Source organism: Citrobacter sp. Awk 4 (assembly GCF_028069725.1).
GTDB lineage: Bacteria > Pseudomonadota > Gammaproteobacteria > Enterobacterales > Enterobacteriaceae > Citrobacter_D.
Map to the genome: position 1 here is coordinate 1 of NZ_JANEWG010000006.1, position 21,736 is coordinate 21,736.

Consider the following 21,736-nt stretch of genomic DNA (forward strand, 5'->3'; position numbering starts at 1 on the left):
ATTTATCATTTACCAAACCAATTATCCATTTTCATTATCATTTAAAACAATATTTTAACACTTTATTTGTCAATTTTTGCAGCGCGTAATTTTGTGATTTCGATCATCGGCATTTCTTTTGTCTGGCAAAAATCCTCACAGGTAGCGTTTTGTGTTAATGGTCACAAAACAAGAAATCTCTCCGGATGAATGCTGCCCGCGTTATTTCAAATATGCCGATTTATTACCCAGCCTTCCCCCGTTAATTACACGCAGAGAAGGCTGTTTTCACACTATCAACGAGTACATTATTGGCTAAAAAACGCTGCACGGCATAATGCAGGCTTGCTGAGATAAGCACACCCCGTCCTCTGGCTTTTTTCTTTCATCACAAAACCACAAATGAGTGGGAATTCTGGCCGAATTTCCGTTGTCCTTACGCCAATAAGGAGGCTGCCAGCGAGACACTATTCAGCATAATCACGCACTCTCAGTCCCCCAACTTCCCGCCACTGATACTTTCAGCGTTCCCCGCTATGGTCTGAAATGGTTTTTCATTTTGTTCTCTTTTTTGACCGCCTTCTCATTTTTATTCTGGATTATGCTTAACAATCGCACTTGTCCGGACATCCGGACAAATAGCCACCCAACGGTCTGGAGAATAAACCATGGTGAATATCGTGCACACCCGCTTAGATGACCGCTACATTCACGGTCAGGTTGCGACAGGATGGATTCCGCATACACAGTCAAATCTGGTTGTTATCTGCAATGACGCAATAGCTGAAGATGAAATGAGAAAACAGTTGATATCTATTGCTGCGCCAGAGGGGGTTGGGGTTCGCTATTTTTCAGTCCAGAAAACGATCGATATCATTCACCAGGCATCGCAGAAACAACACATTCTGCTGTTGGCTGACAATCCACTGGATGCGTTAAAGCTTGTTGAAAATGGTGTGCCGATCAAAGAGATCAACCTGGGGAATCGCGCCTGGTCCGCTGAGCACGACATTAAAGTTTACAAGTCCTATTACGTAAGCCCTGAAGAAAAAGCGGCCCTGGACACGTTAGCCAGCAAGGGAATTAATGTGTATTACGCTTTGACGCCTAATGACAGCAAACAAGCCTATAAAGGGTAAATTTCATGGAATTAACAACAGTTTTGCTCATTGCGCTTGTTGCCGCATTTACCGGGGCGGATTCGTTTGCTGAGCAGTTTCAAACCTATCGTCCAGTCGTTGTTGGCTTTTTGGTTGGTCTTGTACTGGGTGACGTCAAAACAGGTTTGATGGTCGGTGCGATTCTGGAGCTGGTTTTTCTGGGTCAGACCGCAGCATTTGGCGGCGCTCAGCCACCTAACATGGTGATAGGTACCGTTATCGGCGTCACGTTCACTATTGTGAGTGGACTCGATCCAAAGGTTTCTGTTGCTCTGGCGGTGCCATTCGCCATCCTGATGCAGGCGATCATGACCGCGTTTTGTACTTTCCTTGCGGTGTACATGCATAAAAACGATCGCTATATCGAAACCATGAATTTCTCTGGTTTTGCCCGAACTCAATGGACGGGTCTTAGCCTCGCCTTCATCTTGTACTTTGTTGTCGCTTTTATTCCGATTTACTTTGGCGCCGAACAAGCCTCCGGTTTCATCAAATCGTTACCTGAGTTTGTCATCCACGGTCTGGGCGTCGCTGGCGGGATCTTACCTGCCGTTGGTTTCGCAATGCTGCTTAAAATGATGTGGCAACGCCAGCATATCCTGTTCCTGATTGCAGGTTTCGCCGCAGTGAGTTACCTGAAGATGCCGATCCTCGCGCTGGCGATCTTTGGGGGTTGTTTCGCCGCTTACGATTTCTTTTCTAATCAATATCGTCAGCAGACTATGCCTAAAACGACACCAGAAACTGAAGAAGAAGGGATCTAAGATGAGCGATTTTATCGACCAAACTGAAGCGCCTGAGTTAACCAAAGCAGACTTAAATAAGGTGTGCTGGCGCTCAATGTTATTGAATACCAGTTTCAACTACGAACGTATGCAGGCTGGTGGGGTGATTTACTCCATGCTACCTGCGCTGAAGAAGATCCATTCCAATCCTGACGATCTTAAAAAGTCGTTGAATTTGCACAGCGAGTTTTTCAACACCAACACCTTCGTGCCCACCTTTGCGTTTGGCCTGGCGTTGGCCGCCGAACGTAAGAAAGCAGCACCTGATGTTATCCGCAGCATTAAAATCAGCGCGATGGCGCCAATGGCGGGTTTAGGCGACTCGTTACTGTGGGCGACAGCGATTCCCATCATTGCCGGTATTGCCGCGAGTCTGGCAAGCCACGGTAACGTGTTCGCGCCGTTCTTTTATCTGATCAGTTTCTTCGTGATTCAGTTTTCGATCCGTTTTGGCCTGATGCACTTTGCCTACAAAAATGGCACCAAGGCCTTTGCCAACATCAAAACGGTTTCCGCCCAGCTTTCACGTACCGCCACCATTCTTGGGATGACGGTGATAGGCGGCCTGATGGCCTCCTATATTTCAATATCGACACCCCTAACGCTCGATGCCGGTGACATGGTGGTTAAACTGCAAAGCGATCTGCTGGATGCCGTGATGCCTAACTTACTGCCTGCACTGGTCGCTATCACCGTCTTCTACGCGGTTAAGGTCAAAAAAGTCAAACCACTGGTCATGATTGGCGCCATCACTGCACTTTCAATCCTTGGCGCTGCAGTGGGGATTGTGTAATGAACGTTGTCGTGATCATGAGTGGCCACGGAGAATTCTCTCAAGGGTTACAGAGTCTGATTAAAGGCGTATTGGGCGATGTCGACAATCTTTATGCCGTTCCCTATGCCTACGATATGTCTTCCGCTGTGTTCAGGGATCAACTGGAATGTCTGGTGACATCTCAGGAACCGAACTCTGCATTTTTAGTCCTCACTGACATGAAGGGTGGTACCCCATTTAATAAGTCAGTAGAGTTAAAACTAATGGGTTATGACATTGAGGTTCTAACCGGTACAAATTTCAATATGGTGGTGGCCGCTGTTGAGGCCAGAAATGACGTCGATACCATGTCAGAGCTTGTTGAAATAGTGTTAGAGCAGGGGAAAGAATCAATATCTGCGTTTGTTATAGAAGATACGCAGATATCCTTTGAGGAAGAAGACGATGGAATCTAAGCATTTATTGCCGAAGTATCTGCAAATTTCTGAACTGATCTTAGAAGAGATTCGCGGCTTACAGGAAGGTGATAAATTAACTTCTGAATTGATGTTAAAAGAGAAATATCAATGCAGCCGCTCAACCATACGTAGTGCTATCGCCTACCTGATTGAGCGTGGCTACCTCGTATCGAAACAGGGTATTGGTAATATTGTGACCATTCCGATGCTCCGCGAGGAAGTTGAGCCTGAATTAAGTTTTACTCAGGATGTCGATAAAAAAGGGCTGAAACATAAAACCATTATTGAGAAGGTTAATTTTCTAAAGTCTGCGTTTGTCGCAAATATTTTTGGCGTTGCCGCAGATGAATGTTTTGCAGTCATATCCCGTCGTCGTTATGTCAACGACTCTCTGGCTGTTCTTGAAGATACTTATCTTCTGCAATCAACATTTAACTTACTTAATATTGAACATGTTGAACAGGTTGGCCTGTACCGGGCTCTGGACGATATTGGTAAGAGTGGCGAAATGAGCATTAAAGAAAAGCTCACGCCCATTATTCTCAATGAAGAGCAGTGCAAAATTTTTGAGGTGAATGAACCCACTCCTATGATGAGCGTTATTCGCATCGGTTCAAATGAGAATGGCGTATTTGAATACACCGTCTCAATCACTGATTCAGGCATTCTTGAATTTACACGAAATATGAAAAGAGGTTAACTGATGCAATTGGTTAAATTGACGACCCAGGAAGATGTTGCGGCCCATGTGGCGCAACAAATTGCCGACACTATAGCGAATAAAGAAGACGCTTCATTTATTCTTGCTTCAGGTGGAACACCGACTAAAGCATTTGATATGGTGCCGTCAATGCTGTCCAGTCCTGCCAACAACGCCAAAATCATTAAGTTAGATGAATGGGTGGGTCTGAGTAAAACGGATAAAGACTCATGTGAGCATTATTTAATTGAACATGTTGTTAAGCCATGGGGAATTCAACCAGAAAACTACATCGCGTTCGATGGCGGTCAATTACCAGAAACCGAAGTTGAACGTATTCAGGATGTGATGGACACCATAAAGAATCCTGACCTGTGCATTATTGGTCTGGGTATGAATGGGCATATCGGTTTTATCGAGCCTAATGAAGGTTTGCCGGTGAACGTCAGTAAAGTTACGCTGCACTCGGCTTCAAAAGCGCATCCGATGGTATCCGGTAAGAATAATATTGAATTTGGTATATCGTTAGGATTACAGGAAATTATGTCAGCCAAAAAAGTCATTTTGATGGTGACTGGCGAGCATAAAAAGGAGATCTTTGGCAAGTTGCTCAAAAGTAACGTGACGACGTCCCTACCCGCTTCGCTGGTAAAAATACATCCTAATGCTGAAATAGTGTATTCCGAAGATGTAATTTGATTTCAACGCCTCTGGTTGTATAGCGTCGTGGACAGTCATTTATACTTAGCAAAAAACCGTCAAAGCGGTAACACCGTTAGCTTAAGAACGAGATACCCGGGGCGACCACCGGGTTTGGCGTCCCTCCGGGAACCAAATCCCGGTGTTTCCCCTCATTCATTGGCTTAAGTTAACGGTGTTAGCCGAAGCTAAGAGGTGAAGCTGACCGATAAGCCGCTTTCTTTTGGGTATAGCGTCGTGGACAGTCATTTATCTTCCCTGCCCTACAAAAGCAAAAACCCCGCCGAAGCGGGGTTCTTTAAGAGGTGAAACTGACCGATAAGCCGGGTTCTGTCGTGGACAGTCATTCATCTAGGCCAGCAATCGCTCACTGGCTCAAGCAGCCTACCCGGGTTCAGTACGGGCCGTACCTTATGAACCCCTATTTGGCCTTGCTCCGGGTGGAGTTTACCGTGCCACGGACTGTTACCAGCCGCGCGGTGCGCTCTTACCGCACCCTTTCACCCTTACCTGATCCCACTTGCGTGGGCCATCGGCGGTTTGCTCTCTGTTGCACTGGTCGTGGGCTGTTACACCCCCCAGGCGTTACCTGGCACCTTGCCCTATGGAGCCCGGACTTTCCTCCCCTCCGCCCGTCTCCCCCGAAAGGGACGACGACGAAGCGGCGACTGTCTGGTCAGCTTCGGCGCGAAGTATAGAGGGTTTGCACGCCCTTGTCACCCCGCACTGTGCATCCCGACGGCCAGCGTGGCCGCAATATTGCGCGAGGCACGATAAATATTGTCAAATTCGCCCCGGAAGGTCTCTTCCAGCGTTTCAATCCGGGTCAGGCAACAAAAAGGCGGTCTGGCGAATGTGGTGGAAACAGCGCTCGGATCTATCGCAAAGTCCGGTAAAAGCGCCATTGTGGAAGTTCTCTCTCCGGGCCAGCGACCGAGCAAACGCGGTCTGATTTATGCCGCCACGCCCGTCAGCGATTTTGTTTGTGGCACACAGCAAGTGGCTTCAGGTATTACCGTCCAGGTCTTTACCACCGGGCGTGGAACACCGTACGGTTTGATGGCGGTGCCGGTGATTAAGATGGCGACCCGTACAGAGCTGGCGAACCGCTGGTTCGACTTAATGGACATCAATGCGGGTACGATCGCGACGGGTGAAGAGACCATCGAAGAGGTAGGGCAGAAGCTGTTCGAGTTCATCCTTGAAGTCGCCAGTGGCCGCAAGAAAACGTTCTCGGATCAATAGGGGCTACATAACCAGCTGGCCGTATTTAACCCAGCGCCAGTGACCTGATAGTGTGATCAAATTCTCGAAGAGCATGCCAAAAGCATGCTCTTTTTTTGCATGTAACTTTCAAAAACCTCCCATAACTTTCGAATCTTTCATTTATCGGATCGAAATCACAATTAATCATTCCGAATACCTATATATTCTTTCGATAACAGAGAAACGAAAGAATACGGAGGAAGGATGTTTATCATTTCAAGCAAAATGATGCTTAAAAAAGCACAGCAGGAAGGTTATGCCGTGCCTGCTTTCAACATCCACAATCTGGAAACGCTACAGGTTGTGGTCGAAACGGCTGCAGAATTACGCTCCCCTCTGATCGTCTCTGGCACACCAGGTACCTTCAGCTATGCTGGCATCGACAACATCGTCGCTATTGCAGGAGTGTTAGCAAAAAACTGGAATCACCCCCTCGCGGTTCACCTGGACCATCATGAAAACGCAACAGACATCGAAGAGAAAGTCGCCACTGGTATTCGGTCAGTCATGATTGATGCCTCGCACTTACCATTTGCTGACAACATTGCTTTAGTTAAACAAGTCACAGATTACTGCCATCGTTATGACGCCAGTGTGGAGGCTGAGTTGGGACGTCTGGGAGGTCAGGAAGACGATCTCATCGTAGACGGAAAAGATGTTCTTTATACACACCCAGAACAGGCTCGCGAATTTGTCTCAAAAACGGGTATCGACTCTTTGGCCGTCGCTATTGGTACAGCTCACGGACTATACACCGCTGCGCCGAAACTGGATTTCGAGCGTCTGGAAGAAATCCGTCAATGCGTTGACGTCCCACTCGTATTGCACGGGGCGTCCGGTCTTCCTACACAAGATATCAAACGTGCAATTTCTCTGGGTATTTGCAAAGTCAATGTGGCTACTGAACTCAAAATCGCCTTTTCTGAGGCTCTGAAAGACTATTTAAACAACCATCGTGATGCCAGCGATCCACGGCACTACATGGTTCCGGCAAAGGCCGCGATGAAAGAGGTCGTACGTAAAGTGATAGTCGACTGCGGTTGCGAAGGAAAAATATAACAATTTGATTGTTATGAATTTTATTGGGACTGGCAAAGATTTGTTTTTGTAGCTGGATCACGAAAGAGATTTTTACCCTTTGCCTTAACACCCAAAATATTATGAAGATAAACAAAAGATATCGGAGATAGAAGTGAAAGAGATAATCTCTCGTCATAAAACAGGTGAGCATTTGGGTATTTGCTCAGTCTGTTCAGCTCATCCGTTAGTTATTGAATCCGCATTACGCTTTGATCTGAATACAGAGAATAAAGTGCTGATTGAAGCTACTTCCAATCAGGTGAACCAGTTTGGTGGTTATACCGGATTGAAGCCCTCCGATTTTCGCAATTTTGTTTATAACATTGCGCAAGAAGTTGGCTTCCCACGTGAGCGTTTGATTCTTGGCGGAGACCACCTGGGGCCAAACTGCTGGCAGAATGAGCCTGCAGCAAAAGCAATGGAGAAATCCATTGAACTCATCAAAAGCTATGTATCAGCGGGTTTCAGTAAAATCCACCTCGATGCTTCGATGTCTTGTGCCGATGACCCTACCCCCCTTGACCCGATGACAGTTGCTCAACGTGCCGCTGTACTTTGCCAGGCGGCAGAATCAGTCGCAACTGATGAACAAAAGCGTCATTTGACATATGTCATTGGTACAGAAGTTCCAGTACCTGGAGGGGAAGCCAACACCATTGGAACGGTTCACGTCACACGTGAAGAAGATGCGGCTCGGACGCTTGAAACACATCAGGCCGCATTCCGGGCATTAGACCTTGAAGAAGCATTAACTCGAGTAATTGCCATTGTCGTACAGCCTGGAGTCGAGTTCGACCACACTCAGATTATTCATTATCAACCGCATGCAGCTAAAGCACTTTCTACGTGGATCAAAGATACGCCGATGGTGTACGAAGCGCATTCAACCGACTACCAAACTCGCCAGTCATATCGTGCACTCGTACGCGATCACTATGCCATTCTGAAAGTGGGCCCAGCACTCACCTTCGCCCTACGTGAAGCCATTTTCGCCCTGGCACAGATGGAAAAAGAAATGATCCCTCCTGAACAACGTAGCCAGGTGTTGGAGGTGATAGATGAAGTCATGCTGAACGAACCTGGCTACTGGAAAAAATATTATCGCCCAACCTGGAGCCAGGCGATGGTCGATATCCATTTCAGCTTGTCTGACCGAATTCGTTATTACTGGCCACATCCACGTATCCGTCAATGTGTAGAGAAACTGCTCACCAACCTGAGTAATGTCTCATTGCCGCTGGGATTGATTAGCCAGTTTATGCCTGTGCAGTTTGAGCGTCTGTCAGAAGGTACGCTCAGCGGCACTCCCCACAATCTGATTATCGACAAAATCCAGGACGTTCTGCGTGCCTATCGTTTTGGTTGTACGCAAGAAATCGCCTGATATTCGGAGAGTATATGAGCCAATTATTTGTCCGAACCGGAATTGACTTCAACTCGTGCCAGCATGCGTTGGCCCACATTGGAGAAGAAATGATGGCCAACGGAGTCGTGCATGAAAGCTACCCACAGGCATTGATAGAACGCGAAGCCACATTCCCTACAGGTATTGCACTAGAAAACCATGCCGTAGCTATCCCACACTGCGAAGCGATCCATGCGAAATCACCCGCTATATACCTGATTCGACCTAACAATCCGGTCATGTTTCAACAAGCGGATGATGAAAAGGAGATCGCTGTTTCTTTAATTATTGCCCTCATTGTTGAGAACCCGACGGCGCAACTGAAGCTTCTGCGTCGTCTGTTTAGTGAGCTACAAAACCCGAACACCATTGAAGCATTGCTGAATGCGCCCGATGCGGAACTGGCAATGCTTTTTCGGGAAAGAATCCTTGAGTCTGAGCCCTGCGCACAGGTTTGATAACAAACTGATAATAAAAGGAATAGCCTATGAAACGTAAAGTAATTGTTGCCTGTGGCGGTGCTGTAGCAACTTCAACAATGGCTGCGGAAGAAATTAAAGAGCTGTGTGAAACCAATAATATAGAACTCGACCTGGTACAGTGCAGGGTAACTGAAATCGAAACCTATATGGACGGAGCAGACCTCATTTGCACCACAGCCCGCGTTGATCGAGCTTTTGGCAACATTCCGGTTGTCCACGGTATGCCATTTGTTTCCGGCGTAGGTATCGAAGCATTACAGAAAAAAATCCTGACTATCCTCGTGGGGTGATGCCATGTTTAGCGAAATAATGCGTTATATCCTGGATTTAGGTCCAACGGTAATGCTGCCGTTAGTGATCATCATCTTTTCAAAACTGCTCGGGATGAAACTCGGAGATTGTTTTAAATCAGGCCTGCATATTGGTATTGGATTTGTAGGGATCGGCCTTGTCATCGGCCTGATGCTGGACTCTATCGGCCCCGCAGCTAAAGCAATGGCAGAGCAGTTCCAGATTAACCTGCATGTGGTGGATATTGGCTGGCCAGGTTCATCTCCTATGACATGGGCATCTCAGATCGCTCTCATTGCTATTCCTGTGGCTATTGGAGTTAACATCTTAATGCTGGTAACTCGCATGACTCGCGTAGTGAATGTCGATATATGGAACATCTGGCATATGACGTTCACCGGAGCAATGCTGCATCTTGCGACAGGTTCATACTGGTTAGGAATCCTGGGCGTTGTGGCTCATGCCGCGTTTGTCTATAAGCTGGGTGATTGGTTTGCAAAAGATACGCGTGATTTCTTTGGTCTGGAAGGAATAGCTATTCCACACGGAACGTCAGCTTATCTTGGTCCTGTAGCAGTATTAGTTGATACCATCATTGAAAAAATTCCAGGGCTCAATCGCATCCATTTCAGCGCGGATGATGTTCAGAAGCGTTTCGGACCATTTGGCGAACCTGTCACTGTCGGCTTCATAATGGGATTAGTGATCGGCTTGTTGGCAGGTTATGACATCAAAGCTGTACTGCAACTCGCCGTTAAAACGGCAGCCGTTATGCTGCTAATGCCGCGGGTGATCAAACCAATTATGGATGGTTTAACGCCTATTGCGAAACATGCACGTAAACGTCTGCAGGCTACGTTTGGCGGCCAGGAATTCCTGATCGGTTTAGATCCAGCTTTGCTGCTCGGTCATACATCAGTGGTATCCGCCAGCCTGATCTTTATTCCGCTGACTATTCTGATTGCAGTGTTAGTTCCGGGTAACCAGGTTCTGCCCTTCGGTGATCTCGCCACCATCGGTTTCTTTGTGGCAATGGCCGTTGCTGTGCATCAGGGCAACCTGTTCCGTACGTTAATTTCCGGCGTTATCATCATGGGTATCACACTGTGGATCGCCACACAAACTATTGGGTTGCATACCCAACTTGCTGCCAATGCCGGCACATTGAAAGCAGGTGGAATGGTGGCATCAATGGACCAGGGTGGTTCTCCTGTAACGTGGCTGCTGATTCAACTCTTTACCTGGCAAAATGTGGCAGGTTTCGTGATTATCGCGGCTATCTATTTTACAGGCGTACTACTGACATGGCGTCGGGCCCGTAATTTTATGGCAGCAGAAAAAGCAACAGCCATGACAGAAAGCCAGACCGCATCTTAATTCCAGGGGGAGCAATTGCTCCCCTACCCATTCCTGGAGAATATTATGAAATCAGTGGTGATTCACGCTGAGGGAGACGTACGCGTTGAAGAACGTCCCATACCGCATTTACAAGCTAATGACGACGTGCTGGTCAAAGTGATTAGCTCAGGACTTTGCGGTTCGGATATCCCACGAATTTTCGCGCAAGGCGCACATTACTACCCAATAACGCTGGGCCATGAATTCAGCGGATACGTCGAATCGTATGGTACAGATGTCACCGATATGCAACCTGGCGATTCCGTTGCCTGCGTTCCACTTCTTCCCTGCTTTCACTGCCCGCAGTGCGAACGTGGATATTTCTCGTTATGTAAGCAATACCAGTTTGTCGGGTCGCGTAGCGAAGGAGGAAACGCGGAATACGTGGTAGTGAAAAGGGCCAACCTCTTCCGACTACCCTCAGATATGTCGATAGAGGATGGTGCTTTTATTGAACCCATTACCGTAGGTTTGCATGCTTTTCATCTTGCACAAGGCTGCGAAGGTAAAAACATAATCATCGTGGGCGCGGGAACGATCGGTTTGCTCGCATTACAGTGCGCACGAGAATTAGGAGCAAAAAGTACCACAGCCATTGATATCAACCCGGAAAAGCTGGCACTAGCACAAGAACTAGGAGCGACGCATACCTTCAATAGCCGTGAGATGAGCGCTACTGAGATTCATGCACATCTGGCGGATATTCAGTTTGACCAACTGGTTCTGGAAACGGCTGGCTCTCCACAAACGGTCTCTTTGGCAATTGAAATTGCCGGACCGCGCGCGCAACTGGCGCTAGTGGGAACACTGCATCATGATCTGGAGTTATCCTCTGAAGTATTTGGCCAAATATTGCGTAAAGAGTTGTCTATTCTCGGTAGCTGGATGAACTATTCCAGCCCGTGGCCAGGAGAGGAATGGGAAACGGCAGCACGTTTGCTCACTGAAAAACGCTTGCAATTAGAGCCACTCATCGCTCATAGAGGCAACACCGAAAGCTTCGCTGGTGCCGTCAAAGCTCTCAATGGCGCACCTATGCAGGGAAAAATCCTGCTGAAATTCTGTTAATCTTCTACGAGCCAGCAACCTGCGCTGGCTCACATTTACTTTCGAAATTTATCGTTCACCTTTCACTATCCTTCGATTAAACTAGTCATAATTAATTATCAGGCAAATCAACATGAATTCATTTGAGCGAAGGAATAAAATCGTCGACCTGATTAATACGCAAGGCAGCGTACTGGTGATGGACCTTTCGAATATCTTTGGTATATCTGAAGTCACCATCCGAGCCGACTTGCGTTTGCTAGAAGAGAAAGGGCTAGTCACGCGTTTTCATGGCGGAGCGGCAAAACCTGGAAGTCATCTGGCAGAAGGCGACAATCAGGAAGTAGTACTCGAAGATCGGTATCAGCTTGCAAGCGATCCTAAGAAACGGATTGCCCAAGCAGCAGTAGCGATGGTCGAAGAAGGGATGACCATTATTCTGGATAGCGGTAGCACTACGTTGTTAATTGCTGAAGCCCTTACCCGAAAAAGTAATATTACTGTTATTACCAACAGCCTGCCGGCAGCATTTACCCTGTCAGATAATAAAGATCTGACTCTGGTAGTATGCGGGGGAACCGTTCGACATAAAACACATTCTATGCATGGCACGATTGCTGAACGTTCTCTTCATGGGATCAGTGCAGACCTGATGTTCGTAGGGGCAGATGGTATCGATGCAACCAACGGTATCACGACTTTTAATGAAGGTTATTCTATTAGCAGCGTAATGGCGGCAGCAGCACATAAAGTAGTTGCTGTGCTTGATGCGACTAAATTTAATCGTCGCGGATTTAACCAGGTTCTATCAATGGACAAGATCGATTGCGTAATAACTGATGATAGCATCAGTAAGCAGGATAAGATGGCACTAGAGAAGACGAATGTGGAACTCCACATCGTTTAGTTCATGAGAGATTCAGGCTAAAGGCCAAGTTACGCCCCTGTCCTATTTTCTGCGCGTTGCAGCATTCCTGTTTGCTGCAACGCATTCATAATTTAGCTCAACAGACTTTCCTTATTCACCCTGCTGCTCCAGCGCATACTTATACAGCGCATTTTTTTTCACGCCGTGGATTTCGGCGGCTAACGCGGCAGCCTTTTTCAGCGGTAGTTCTGCCTGTAATAATGCCAGCGTGCGTAGCGCATCAGCGGGAAGATCGTCGTCCTGCGCTTTATGCCCTTCGACAATCAGTACCATCTCACCTTTGCGACGGTTTTCGTCCTCTTTAACCCACGCCAGCAGTTCACCCACCGGCGCGCCATGAATCGTTTCCCAGGTTTTTGTCAGTTCACGGGCCAGTACCACATAGCGGGACTCCCCCCACACGGCGACCATATCTTCCAGACTGTCTAATAGACGGTGGGTGGATTCATAGAAAATCAGCGTACGCGGTTCTGCTTCGATAGCTTTCATCGCATCGCGACGCCCTTTGGATTTTGCCGGCAGAAACCCTTCGTAGCAAAAACGGTCCGATGGCAGTCCGGCAGCGCTTAAGGCCGCAATCGCGGCGCACGGGCCTGGCAATGGCACCACACGAATCCCCGCTTCACGGCAGGTTCGCACCAGGTGATAGCCAGGATCATTAATTAACGGCGTTCCCGCATCGGAAACCAGTGCAATGTTCTGCCCTTCTTTGAGTTTCGCCACCAGCGTTTCGGCCTTTTGCTGCTCGTTATGGTCATGCAGCGCAAACAGGCGAGCGTTAATCGCAAAGTGTTGTAACAATAATCCTGTGTGGCGGGTATCTTCAGCAGCAATTAAATCAACGGCTTGTAAAACTTCGAGCGCTCGTTGGGTAATATCAGCCAAATTCCCGATAGGAGTAGGTACAATAAAGAGCTGGCCTTGAGAATTATCCGCCGATTCGTGTTGTTTCATTGTGTCGTCCGTATTGCCGATTTAATATTGAGCATTGCGTAAAAAATATCACTGGATACAGTATGGTACCCTCAACATTTTGTCGTTTGAAAGCCGCGCGCTGTCTGCCCGTTATCCTGGCAGCATTGATGTTCGCCGGTTGTGGCACCCAGGCACCCGATCAGAGTGCAGCCCATATGCAGGGCACTGCACAGGCTGATTCCGGCTTTTATCTGCAACAGATGCAGCAAAGTTCAGATGATAGCAAGACCAACTGGCAATTACTCGCCATTCGTGCACTGCTGAAGGAAGGTAAAAGTCAGCAGGCGGTCGAATTGTTTAACCAGTTGCCGCAAAATCTGAACGATACCCAACGCCGCGAGCAGTCTCTGCTGGCGGTGGAAATCAAGCTGGCGCAAAAAGATGTGGCTGGCGCGCAGGCGTTGCTGGATAAGCTAACCCCTGCTGATTTCGATCAAAATCAACAAGCGCGTTACTGGCAGGCGCAGATTAATGCCAGCCAGGGACGTCCTTCCCTCTCCTTGCTACGTGCGTTAATCGCTCAGGAGCCGTTGCTGGCTGCTAACGATAAGCAGCAGAATATCGATGCGACCTGGCAGGCACTTTCGTCCATGACGCAGGAGCAAGCTCAGGCGCTGGTCATTAATGCAGATGAAAATGTCCTGCAAGGATGGCTGGATCTGCAGCGCGTCTGGTTTGATAACCGTAACGACCCGAACATGATGAAAGCGGGCATTGTTGACTGGCAAAAACGCTACCCACAAAACCCGGGGGCGAAACTGTTGCCAACGCAGTTGACTAACGTTCAGAGCTTTAAACCCGCTTCCACCAGCAAAATAGCCCTCCTGCTGCCGTTGAACGGCCAGGCGGCCGTCTTTGGTCGCACCATCCAGAAAGGCTTTGAAGCAGCAAAAAATATGGGGACTCAGCCCGTCGCTTCGCAGCCGACAGCGACGCCCGCGCCTGCGGCGGAACCTGTCGTAGCACAGAGTCAAGCGCAAGCAACCGACGGTGTCGCCAGCCCTTCTCAGGCCTCCGTCAGCGACCTGACGAACGATCAACAAACGCAACCCGACGCACCGGTCAGCGCGGTGCAAGCCGCACCAGCGCAACCCGTCACGGCTAGCGCCCCAGCAAACCCGTCGGCGGAACTGAAAGTCTATGACACCAGCGCCCAGCCGCTGAGCCAGGTTCTGGCCCAGGTTCAGCAAGATGGCGCCAGCATTGTTGTCGGCCCGCTGTTGAAAAATAACGTCGAAGAGCTGATGAAGAGCAACACGCCGCTGAATGTGCTGGCGCTGAATCAGCCAGAAGCGGTGCAGAATCACGCCAATATTTGTTACTTTGCCCTTTCGCCGGAAGATGAAGCGCGCGATGCAGCACGCCACATTCGCGAACAGGGGAAACAAGCGCCCCTGCTGCTGGTTCCGCGTAGCGGGCTGGGCGATCGTGTGACAAACGCGTTTGCTCAGGAGTGGCAGAAATTGGGTGGCGGCACCGTGTTGCAGCAGAAGTTTGGCTCAACCGCTGAGCTGCGAATGGGCGTCAACGGCGGTGCCGGTATTGCGCTGAGCGGAAGTCCAGTCAACACCGGAACCACGTCACAACCAGGCGTTACGATTGGCGATCTGACGATTCCAGCCCCGCCGACTGACGCGCAAATCACAGGCAGCGCGGGTCGGGTGGATGCGGTCTATATTCTGGCAACGCCAGAAGAAATCGCCTTTATTAAGCCGATGATCGCCATGCGCAACGGTAGCCAGAGCGGTGCGACGCTGTACGCCAGTTCTCGCAGCGCACAAGGAACAGCAGGCCCAGACTTCCGTCTGGAAATGGAAGGTCTGCAATACAGTGAAATTCCAATGCTGGCAGGCAATAATGCCCCGTTGATGCAGCAGGCGCTCAGCGCTGTGGGCAATGACTACTCTCTCGCCCGTATGTATGCCATGGGCGTTGACGCCTGGTCTCTGGCCAACCATTTCTCGCAAATGCGCCAGATGCAAGGTTTTGAGCTTAACGGAAATACCGGCACATTAACTGCCACGCCGGATTGTGTGATTAACAGGAAGTTATCATGGCTCAAATACCAGCAAGGACAGGTTGTTCCCGCCAGTTAACACGTAAACAGACCGGAGACGCGTGGGAAACCGCCGCGCGTCAATGGCTGGAGTGCAAAGGACTGCATTTTATTGCCGCCAACGTGCATGAGCGCGGTGGCGAAATAGACTTGATCATGCGTGAAGGCAAGACCACCGTTTTTGTTGAAGTCCGTTACCGCCGCTCCGCCTTGTTTGGGGGAGCGGCAGCCAGTGTGACCCGGAGCAAACAACACAAATTATTACAGACCGCCCGTTTGTGGCTCGCGCGGCATAACGGAAGTTTTGATACTGTGGATTGCCGGTTCGATGTGTTAGCCTTCACCGGAAATGATGTTGAGTGGATTCAGAATGCGTTTAACGATCGCTCGTAATTGAAGATTTAAGGATTAGCGTGCTAGAAAGAATCAAAGTTTGCTTTACAGAAAGCATTCAAACTCAAATTGCTGCGGCAGAAGCGCTCCCGGATGCTATCTCCCGCGCCGCCATGACGCTGGTTCACTCCCTGCTCAATGGCAACAAAATTCTCTGTTGTGGTAATGGTACTTCCGCTGCCAACGCACAGCATTTTGCTGCCAGCATGATCAACCGTTTTGAAACAGAACGGCCCAGTTTACCTGCCATTGCACTTAATACCGATAATGTGGTCTTAACAGCGATTGCTAACGATCGTCTGCATGATGAAATCTATGCCAAACAGGTCCGCGCGCTGGGACACGCGGGAGATGTCCTGTTGGCAATTTCAACGCGCGGCAATAGCCGCGATATTGTAAAAGCCGTAGAAGCTGCCGTCACACGTGACATGACCATTGTGGCGCTAACCGGTTATGACGGGGGCGAACTGGCCGGATTATTGGGGCCGCAGGATGTTGAGATTCGTATCCCTTCACACCATAGCGCGCGCATTCAGGAAATGCATATGCTGACGGTAAACTGCTTGTGCGATCTGATCGATAACACGCTTTTCCCTCACCAGGATGATTAAGGAGTACACATGAAGGCACTTTCGCCGCTCGCAGTCCTTATTTCTGCGTTGCTGTTGCAAGGTTGCGTCGCTGCTGCCGTTGTCGGTACTGCAGCCGTTGGCACAAAAGCCGTAACCGATCCACGTAGCGTAGGGACCCAGGTCGACGACAGTACCCTGGAGTTACGCGTGAGCAGTGCGCTGTCTAAAGACGCACAAATCAAGAAAGAAGCACGCATCAACGTAACAGCGTATCAGGGTAAAGTTCTGCTCGTTGGTCAAACGCCAAATTCTGAGTTGTCCTCAAGAGCAAAACAAATTGCGATGGGCGTGGAAGGCACAACTGAAGTGTTTAACGAAGTCCGCCAGGGCCAGCCAATCAGTTTGAGTGAGGCTTCTAACGATACCTGGATTACAACGAAAGTACGCTCCCAGTTGCTCACCAGCGACCAGGTAAAATCGTCTAACGTGAAAGTGACCACCGAAAATGGAGAAGTCTTCCTGATGGGTCTGGTGACTGACCGTGAAGCGAAAGCGGCGGCGGATATGGCCAGTCGCGTCAGTGGTGTGAAACGCGTCACGACCGCCTTTACGTTTATTAAGTAACCGTCATCCATTGCCCGGTGACACGTCACCGGGCATGTTCACGATACCTTCACGCCGCTCTTTCACGAAGCTGTGAAGAGCTCAAAATGGTCACACCTTCATGGTCCGGTGACAACGCTTGTGCCAGCATCACGCTTGCCACATCACGCGCCTCAATTGATTTCCAGTTTCCTGGCAAGAGCCGAAACAACGGCGCAAAGATCGTTTCATTCATGCGTTGCTTTGATCTCTCGCCGATCAGCATAGACGGACGCACAATGGTCAATCTTGGCCACTTTTGCGCCATCAACGCCTCTTCCATCTCGCCTTTTACCCGATTGTAGAAAAAAGGCGAATGGGCATTGGCCCCTATCGCGCTCACCACCAGCATATGCTGCGCCCCCAGACGTTTCCCCGTCAGAGCGGTGTCCACGACCAGCGTATAGTCCGCATGGATAAACGCTTCTTTACTTCCCGCCTCGCGCCGGGTCGTTCCCAGACAGCAAAAGACAATATCAATCGGATCGGTGACCTGCGCCAGCGCATCGGTGAGTTGTGGATCGTGCGGATTATAGATACCTGGCGTATCCGGGAGAGGACGACGGGTAGGCACAGCGATTGAATGAATCTTCGGCTCGTTCAGCAACATTCGCAACAGATGGCCGCCCACCAGCCCTGTCGCTCCCGTGATTAACACCTGGCTCATCGCGTCTCCTGGTTTCTGGCATCAATATGCCTTCTAACTATAGAACACCGGTTTGCTCACGTAACCAGTGCATTTTTTTGCCAAATCCCAGCGTATTGTCAGTGAATTTGATTTCATCCAGACGGATTTCCCATACGGGCGCTGGCAGCACTCTGGCAACGGGGAAACGACGGTTATACAACGTGCGGGCGGCAACACTTTCTTCCTCTTCCAGGCGCCGGATTTCCCCTTTAAATTGAACACCGCGGATCAGAGCAACGGTTTTCGGCTGACCATTCACCGTCCCGGCGACGGGCGCTCGCGGTCCGGACATCCTGGCGTGGCGGGTTTTCTCTTCCGTCAGCACATAAAATACCATCTTCTCGGCATCAAACAGGTAAAAGGCATTGGCGCACCACAGTTCGCCGTCATGGTGTACACACCAGGTCACAACGTGCTGTTTCGTTAGCCAGCGAGTTATCGCAGCAAGTGTTTCCATTTCTGTTCTCTCTTATACTGAGCGCCTGAACGTTAACATATGATCATTCAATGACACCCTGGTATCTTTATCTCATCCGCACCGCAGACAACGCTCTCTACACAGGGATAACCACCGATGTGGATCGCCGGTACAGGCAGCATCAAAGTGGGAAAGGGGCAAAAGCGTTACGGGGAAAAGGGGAATTAACGCTGGTATTTTCTGCCCAGATCGGCGATCGCTCTCTCGCCCTGCGCATGGAATATCGGGTCAAGCAACTGACAAAACCCCAGAAAGAGCGTCTTGTGGCGAAGGGAGAAGGGTTTGAGGCGTTGTTAGCCAGCCTGCAAACCCCTTCGCTTAAAAACGATTGAAATGGTCGTGATATTCCACCAAACCGGTGACACCGTTTAGCGCGTCTTCTGCCAGTCGGTGCACCTGGAAGGCGCTTTCCGTTCCCGGCCAACGGCAATGCAGATCGTAATGCGCAGCCAGTTCGAAACCAAAGCGGCTGTATAATGCCGCATCGCCTAACGTGACCACGGCGGCATAGCCGAACTCATTAAGCGAATCCAGTCCTTCGTAGACCAGTTGACGGGCCAGCCCCTGTCCACGGTAGTTTTCATCCACCGCCAACGGCGCCATCCCAACCCATTGCAGATCCTCACCCTGCACATCGACAGGGCTGAACGCAACGTAACCAATCACCTGACCTTCATCGTCAGTGGCAACCAGACCCAGCGTCAGAAAACCATCTTCACGCAGGTCATGGACCAGTTTCGCTTCCGCATCGCTTTCGAACGAACGGCGTAACAGGGCATCAATACCAGGGGCATCAATGGGAATTTCTACTCGAATCAGCATGGTTCACCTACCGATGTCTGTTTAGTTTCTGGCGAGTGTTTCATGCCCGCCTCAACAAAATCTGCCAATTGCATCAGCATAACGCGTAACGCTTTTGGCATCTGCTCCAGTTCGATCGCATCCATCAGGTTTTTCACATACAGCCCCAACTCGGTATCACCTTCGATCACCAGGCGGCGCTGAAAGAAAAGCGTATCAGGATCCTGTTTACGTGCCGCGATCATAAGCAAGTCACTGGCGTCGGCACTAAAACTCACGTCGGCTTCGGCATTCTGGCTGACGATAAGTTTGTCATTCTCAACAGAGGTATACCATCTGAGACCAATATCACGAACATGAATACTTAACCAACGACCTTCGAGGAACTCCAGCTCCCCATCTGCCAGCGCCTGGCGGAATTGCCAGCTCAGGACCTGTTCCAGAACCTGGCGCTTTAACGCAAAGGGCGTCAGTTTAACCGGTACACTCATCAGAGAAGGACCAACATGTACTAAGCGTGAACGCAGTTTTTCCAACACGAGCTTTACTCCCTGTTTCATTAGTCCTGCTATTTTGCCATATCAGATAAACGACATAGCGGCGTAAATCAACAATTACGTGTGAAATTGCGACCCCGCTATTGGTGTTACCAATACGACTTTAACTGCCTTAAATCAAAAATTGTCGCAGCAAGGTTAACTAAAATCCCTGTTCGTTAACAATTATGCGTCCCAGGCGGCGCTACCTTCAGGATAAATTATGGAGCTGCTCTGCCCTGCCGGAAATCTCCCGGCGCTTAAGGCGGCCATTGAGAACGGCGCTGATGCCGTTTATATCGGGCTGAAAGATGACACCAACGCCCGCCACTTCGCCGGCCTTAACTTTACCGAGAAAAAATTGCAGGAAGCGGTGAGTTTTGTCCATCAACATCGCCGTAAGCTGCACATCGCGATTAACACGTTTGCACACCCGGACGGTTACGCTCGCTGGCAGCGCGCTGTGGATATGGCTGCACAACTCGGTGCAGATGCGCTGATTCTGGCCGACCTTGCCATGCTTGAGTATGCAGCAGAACGTTACCCTCATATTGAGCGCCATGTCTCTGTTCAGGCATCTGCGACCAATGAAGAAGCGGTGAACTTTTATCATCGCAATTTCGACGTCGCGCGCGTTGTACTCCCACGTGTATTGTCGATTCATCAGGTGAAACAGCTTGCGCGCTCAACGCCTGTACCACTGGAAGTGTTTGCTTTCGGCAGCCTGTGCATCATGGCGGAAGGCCGTTGCTACCTCTCTTCTTATCTGACAGGTGAATCGCCCAATACCGTAGGTGCCTGCTCCCCTGCCCGATTTGTACGCTGGCAGCAAACACCGCAGGGCCTGGAATCCCGCCTGAATGAAGTGCTGATTGACCGTTATCAGGACGGTGAGAATGCTGGTTACCCAACCCTGTGCAAAGGCCGCTATCTGGTAGATGGCGAGCGCTATCATACGCTGGAAGAACCGACCAGTCTCAATACGTTAGAGCTGTTGCCAGAACTGCTGGCAGCCAATATCGCCTCCGTGAAAATCGAAGGCCGCCAGCGTAGCCCGGCCTACGTTAGCCAGGTGGCGAAAGTGTGGCGTCAGGCGATCGATCGCTGTAAAGCTGACCCACAAAACTTTGTCCCGCAACGCGCCTGGATGGAAACACTCGGTTCGATGTCCGAAGGCACGCAAACAACGCTTGGCGCATATCACCGTAAATGGCAGTGAGAAAAGCAATGAAATATTCCTTAGGGCCGGTGCTGTATTACTGGCCGAAAGAGACGCTGGAAGCGTTTTACCAGCAAGCCGCCACCAGCAATGCCGACGTGATTTATCTCGGTGAGGCGGTCTGCAGTAAGCGCCGCGCAACCAAAGTCGGTGACTGGCTGGATATGGCGAAATCGCTCGCCGGAAGCGGCAAGCAGATTGTGCTGTCAACGCTGGCGCTGGTTCAGGCTTCGTCCGAACTGGGCGAACTGAAACGTTATGTTGAAAATGGCGACTTCCTGCTGGAAGCCAGCGATCTCGGTGTCGTGAACATGTGCGCTGAACGCAAACTACCGTTTGTCGCCGGACATGCGCTCAACTGCTACAACGCCGTGACGCTGCGCCTGCTGCTCAAACAGGGGATGGTGCGTTGGTGTATGCCGGTGGAGCTTTCGCGCGACTGGCTGGTGAATCTGCTCAACCAGTGTGATGAACTGGGCATTCGCCAGCAGTTTGAAGTGGAAGTGTTGAGCTACGGTCATCTGCCGCTGGCTTATTCAGCCCGCTGCTTTACCGCCCGTTCGGAAGACCGTCCAAAGGATGAGTGTGAAACCTGCTGTATCCACTATCCGAATGGTCGCAACGTACTGTCTCAGGAGAATCAGCAAGTATTTGTGCTCAATGGAATTCAGACGATGAGTGGGTACGTCTACAACCTCGGAAATGAGATGAGCTCCATGCAAGGGTTGGTCGATATCGTACGCTTGTCGCCACTTGGCACAGAGACGTTCGCCATGCTCAACGCCTTTCGCGCCAACGAAAACGGCCTCTCGCCACTTCCTCTGACGGCCCACAGCGACTGCAACGGATACTGGAAACGTCTCGCGGGTCTGGAACTACAGGCGTAAAAAAGCTCACTTTGTTAACAACGGTAATCAAATTTT

General features: G+C 49.9%; 25 protein-coding genes, 1 other RNA gene and 2 pseudogenes. 21 read left to right on the forward strand and 7 right to left on the reverse strand.

Annotated elements, in window-relative coordinates:
- The first annotated feature begins 647 nt into the window (after nt 1-647).
- Genes NNO04_RS03480 through NNO04_RS03505 form a run of 6 tightly spaced genes read left to right on the forward strand, consistent with a single transcriptional unit; the run spans nt 648 to nt 4,556 of the window.
- Nucleotides 648-1,118, forward strand: a complete 471-nt coding sequence (locus NNO04_RS03480) for a PTS system mannose/fructose/N-acetylgalactosamine-transporter subunit IIB (RefSeq protein WP_271443507.1) — start codon at nt 648-650, stop codon at nt 1,116-1,118.
- Between the two features lie 5 nt (nt 1,119-1,123).
- The gene (locus NNO04_RS03485; protein WP_271443508.1) at nt 1,124-1,903 is read left to right on the forward strand and encodes a PTS sugar transporter subunit IIC; all 780 of its coding nucleotides are present in this window, start codon (nt 1,124-1,126) and stop codon (nt 1,901-1,903) included.
- Between the two features lies 1 nt (nt 1,904).
- A complete protein-coding gene (locus tag NNO04_RS03490) occupies nt 1,905-2,717 on the forward strand; it encodes a PTS system mannose/fructose/sorbose family transporter subunit IID (RefSeq protein ID WP_271443509.1) in 813 nt (270 codons plus the stop codon).
- A complete protein-coding gene (locus tag NNO04_RS03495) occupies nt 2,717-3,154 on the forward strand; it encodes a PTS sugar transporter subunit IIA (protein ID WP_271443510.1) in 438 nt (145 codons plus the stop codon). The genes NNO04_RS03490 and NNO04_RS03495 overlap by 1 nt, the downstream gene beginning before the upstream one ends.
- A complete protein-coding gene (locus NNO04_RS03500; protein ID WP_271443511.1) occupies nt 3,144-3,857 on the forward strand; it encodes a GntR family transcriptional regulator in 714 nt (237 codons plus the stop codon). Before NNO04_RS03495 ends, NNO04_RS03500 begins: the two co-directional genes overlap by 11 nt.
- A 3-nt stretch (nt 3,858-3,860) precedes the next feature.
- A complete protein-coding gene (locus NNO04_RS03505; protein WP_271443512.1) occupies nt 3,861-4,556 on the forward strand; it encodes a 6-phosphogluconolactonase in 696 nt (231 codons plus the stop codon).
- A gap of 303 nt (nt 4,557-4,859) precedes the next feature.
- On the opposite strand, the gene rnpB is transcribed toward NNO04_RS03505, so the two are convergent.
- Both rnpB and NNO04_RS22855 read right to left on the reverse strand, forming a co-directional pair.
- Nucleotides 4,860-5,240: RNase P RNA component class A (gene rnpB / locus NNO04_RS03510), an RNA gene on the reverse strand.
- Nucleotides 5,241-5,272: 32 nt separating this feature from the next.
- Nucleotides 5,273-5,395 (reverse strand): annotated as a pseudogene (locus NNO04_RS22855) (glycerate 2-kinase); the annotation flags it as partial.
- On the opposite strand from NNO04_RS22855, the pseudogene garD reads away from it, so the two are divergent.
- From garD to NNO04_RS03550, 8 genes and pseudogenes are all read left to right on the forward strand, one after another.
- Nucleotides 5,391-5,801, forward strand: a pseudogene (gene garD, locus NNO04_RS03515) (galactarate dehydratase); the annotation flags it as partial. The pseudogenes NNO04_RS22855 and garD overlap by 5 nt on opposite strands.
- Before the next feature lie 225 nt (nt 5,802-6,026).
- Nucleotides 6,027-6,881, forward strand: a complete 855-nt coding sequence (locus NNO04_RS03520; protein WP_271443513.1) for a tagatose bisphosphate family class II aldolase — start codon at nt 6,027-6,029, stop codon at nt 6,879-6,881.
- Between the two features lie 133 nt (nt 6,882-7,014).
- Entirely contained in the window at nt 7,015-8,286 is a 1,272-nt protein-coding gene (gene gatZ, locus NNO04_RS03525) for a tagatose-bisphosphate aldolase subunit GatZ (protein ID WP_271443514.1), read from the forward strand.
- A 14-nt stretch (nt 8,287-8,300) separates the two neighbouring features.
- The gene (gene gatA, locus NNO04_RS03530) at nt 8,301-8,765 is read left to right on the forward strand and encodes a PTS galactitol transporter subunit IIA (RefSeq protein ID WP_271443515.1); all 465 of its coding nucleotides are present in this window, start codon (nt 8,301-8,303) and stop codon (nt 8,763-8,765) included.
- A gap of 29 nt (nt 8,766-8,794) precedes the next feature.
- Nucleotides 8,795-9,079 (forward strand): PTS galactitol transporter subunit IIB, encoded by a 285-nt coding sequence (gatB, locus tag NNO04_RS03535; protein WP_271443516.1) that lies wholly within the window; start codon nt 8,795-8,797, stop codon nt 9,077-9,079.
- A gap of 4 nt (nt 9,080-9,083) precedes the next feature.
- Nucleotides 9,084-10,457, forward strand: a complete 1,374-nt coding sequence (locus tag NNO04_RS03540; protein ID WP_271443517.1) for a PTS galactitol transporter subunit IIC — start codon at nt 9,084-9,086, stop codon at nt 10,455-10,457.
- 45 nt (nt 10,458-10,502) lie between these two features.
- Complete coding sequence (gene gatD, locus NNO04_RS03545; RefSeq protein WP_271443518.1) at nt 10,503-11,546, forward strand: galactitol-1-phosphate 5-dehydrogenase; 1,044 nt, start codon at nt 10,503-10,505, stop codon at nt 11,544-11,546.
- A 112-nt stretch (nt 11,547-11,658) separates the two neighbouring features.
- The gene (locus tag NNO04_RS03550) at nt 11,659-12,432 is read left to right on the forward strand and encodes a DeoR/GlpR family DNA-binding transcription regulator (protein ID WP_271443519.1); all 774 of its coding nucleotides are present in this window, start codon (nt 11,659-11,661) and stop codon (nt 12,430-12,432) included.
- 111 nt (nt 12,433-12,543) lie between these two features.
- Here NNO04_RS03550 and rsmI read toward each other — a convergent pair whose 3' ends face one another.
- Nucleotides 12,544-13,407 carry a 16S rRNA (cytidine(1402)-2'-O)-methyltransferase gene (gene rsmI, locus NNO04_RS03555; protein WP_271443520.1) on the reverse strand — a complete coding sequence of 288 codons (864 nt, stop codon included), beginning with the start codon at nt 13,405-13,407 and terminating at the stop codon, nt 12,544-12,546.
- Nucleotides 13,408-13,469: 62 nt separating this feature from the next.
- On the opposite strand from rsmI, the gene NNO04_RS03560 reads away from it, so the two are divergent.
- From NNO04_RS03560 to dolP, 4 genes are read left to right on the forward strand one after another with little or no spacing between them, the layout of a single operon-like run.
- Entirely contained in the window at nt 13,470-15,524 is a 2,055-nt protein-coding gene (locus NNO04_RS03560; RefSeq protein ID WP_271443521.1) for a penicillin-binding protein activator, read from the forward strand.
- On the forward strand, nt 15,482-15,877 hold the full coding sequence (locus NNO04_RS03565; RefSeq protein WP_271443522.1) for a YraN family protein: 396 nt from the start codon (nt 15,482-15,484) through the stop codon (nt 15,875-15,877). The genes NNO04_RS03560 and NNO04_RS03565 overlap by 43 nt, the downstream gene beginning before the upstream one ends.
- A gap of 20 nt (nt 15,878-15,897) precedes the next feature.
- Nucleotides 15,898-16,488 (forward strand): DnaA initiator-associating protein DiaA, encoded by a 591-nt coding sequence (gene diaA / locus NNO04_RS03570; RefSeq protein ID WP_012908572.1) that lies wholly within the window; start codon nt 15,898-15,900, stop codon nt 16,486-16,488.
- Nucleotides 16,489-16,497: 9 nt separating this feature from the next.
- Nucleotides 16,498-17,073 (forward strand): division/outer membrane stress-associated lipid-binding lipoprotein, encoded by a 576-nt coding sequence (gene dolP, locus NNO04_RS03575; RefSeq protein WP_271443523.1) that lies wholly within the window; start codon nt 16,498-16,500, stop codon nt 17,071-17,073.
- 49 nt (nt 17,074-17,122) lie between these two features.
- On the opposite strand, the gene NNO04_RS03580 is transcribed toward dolP, so the two are convergent.
- Both NNO04_RS03580 and NNO04_RS03585 read right to left on the reverse strand, forming a co-directional pair.
- The gene (locus NNO04_RS03580) at nt 17,123-17,758 is read right to left on the reverse strand and encodes an NAD(P)H-binding protein (RefSeq protein ID WP_271443524.1); all 636 of its coding nucleotides are present in this window, start codon (nt 17,756-17,758) and stop codon (nt 17,123-17,125) included.
- Nucleotides 17,759-17,795: 37 nt separating this feature from the next.
- The gene (locus NNO04_RS03585; protein WP_271443525.1) at nt 17,796-18,236 is read right to left on the reverse strand and encodes a YhbP family protein; all 441 of its coding nucleotides are present in this window, start codon (nt 18,234-18,236) and stop codon (nt 17,796-17,798) included.
- 50 nt (nt 18,237-18,286) lie between these two features.
- On the opposite strand from NNO04_RS03585, the gene NNO04_RS03590 reads away from it, so the two are divergent.
- Nucleotides 18,287-18,589, forward strand: a complete 303-nt coding sequence (locus tag NNO04_RS03590) for a GIY-YIG nuclease family protein (RefSeq protein ID WP_271443526.1) — start codon at nt 18,287-18,289, stop codon at nt 18,587-18,589.
- On the opposite strand, the gene NNO04_RS03595 is transcribed toward NNO04_RS03590, so the two are convergent.
- A complete protein-coding gene (locus NNO04_RS03595; protein ID WP_203359861.1) occupies nt 18,576-19,079 on the reverse strand; it encodes a GNAT family N-acetyltransferase in 504 nt (167 codons plus the stop codon). The genes NNO04_RS03590 and NNO04_RS03595 overlap by 14 nt on opposite strands.
- On the reverse strand, nt 19,073-19,597 hold the full coding sequence (ubiT, locus tag NNO04_RS03600) for a ubiquinone anaerobic biosynthesis accessory factor UbiT (protein ID WP_271443527.1): 525 nt from the start codon (nt 19,595-19,597) through the stop codon (nt 19,073-19,075). The genes NNO04_RS03595 and ubiT overlap by 7 nt, the downstream gene beginning before the upstream one ends.
- 220 nt (nt 19,598-19,817) lie before the next feature.
- Between ubiT and ubiU the strand changes: the two genes are divergently transcribed.
- The gene (gene ubiU / locus NNO04_RS03605) at nt 19,818-20,813 is read left to right on the forward strand and encodes a ubiquinone anaerobic biosynthesis protein UbiU (protein ID WP_271443528.1); all 996 of its coding nucleotides are present in this window, start codon (nt 19,818-19,820) and stop codon (nt 20,811-20,813) included.
- Between the two features lie 8 nt (nt 20,814-20,821).
- Nucleotides 20,822-21,700: a U32 family peptidase gene (locus NNO04_RS03610; RefSeq protein ID WP_271443529.1), complete on the forward strand. Its 879-nt coding sequence runs from the start codon at nt 20,822-20,824 to the stop codon at nt 21,698-21,700.
- Nucleotides 21,701-21,736: the final 36 nt, after the last annotated feature.